A 348-nucleotide genomic window follows, 5' to 3' on the forward strand; every position below is an offset into this window, starting at 1 on the left:
TCTGACATTTCTAAATACCGTTCTAGATACCATCGATCTTTATCCGTTAAACGATGACTTGCTTTATGAAAAACATGCTTCATTCGCTTACACTTTTTACGGTCATACGAATGAAAGGTTTGTTGCACTCTTCTTCTAACTCCGTCAAGTCCCCAATAGATATAACGACAGAAATGAAAGCGATCGGCCACAATAACCGGTTTTCCAAGTGATGATTGAACGGCTGCTTTGAAAGATGGACTCATATCCATGACAACAACCTGAACCTTTTCACCATGTCTTAGTAAATACTGTTTAATTGTGTTTTTATATCGATTTGGTAAAATATCTAAAGGTTCTTTCGTAACA

At 36.5% G+C, this 348-nt stretch carries 1 protein-coding gene; it reads right to left on the reverse strand.

Going from position 1 to position 348, the window contains the following annotated elements; all coding sequences use genetic code 11:
• Nucleotides 1-348 (reverse strand): transposase (locus tag AC6CHR_RS25100; protein WP_498251905.1); only part of this gene is annotated, 348 nt, incomplete at both ends.

The sequence above is a fragment of the Metabacillus sp. GQ13 genome (genome assembly GCF_059758525.1).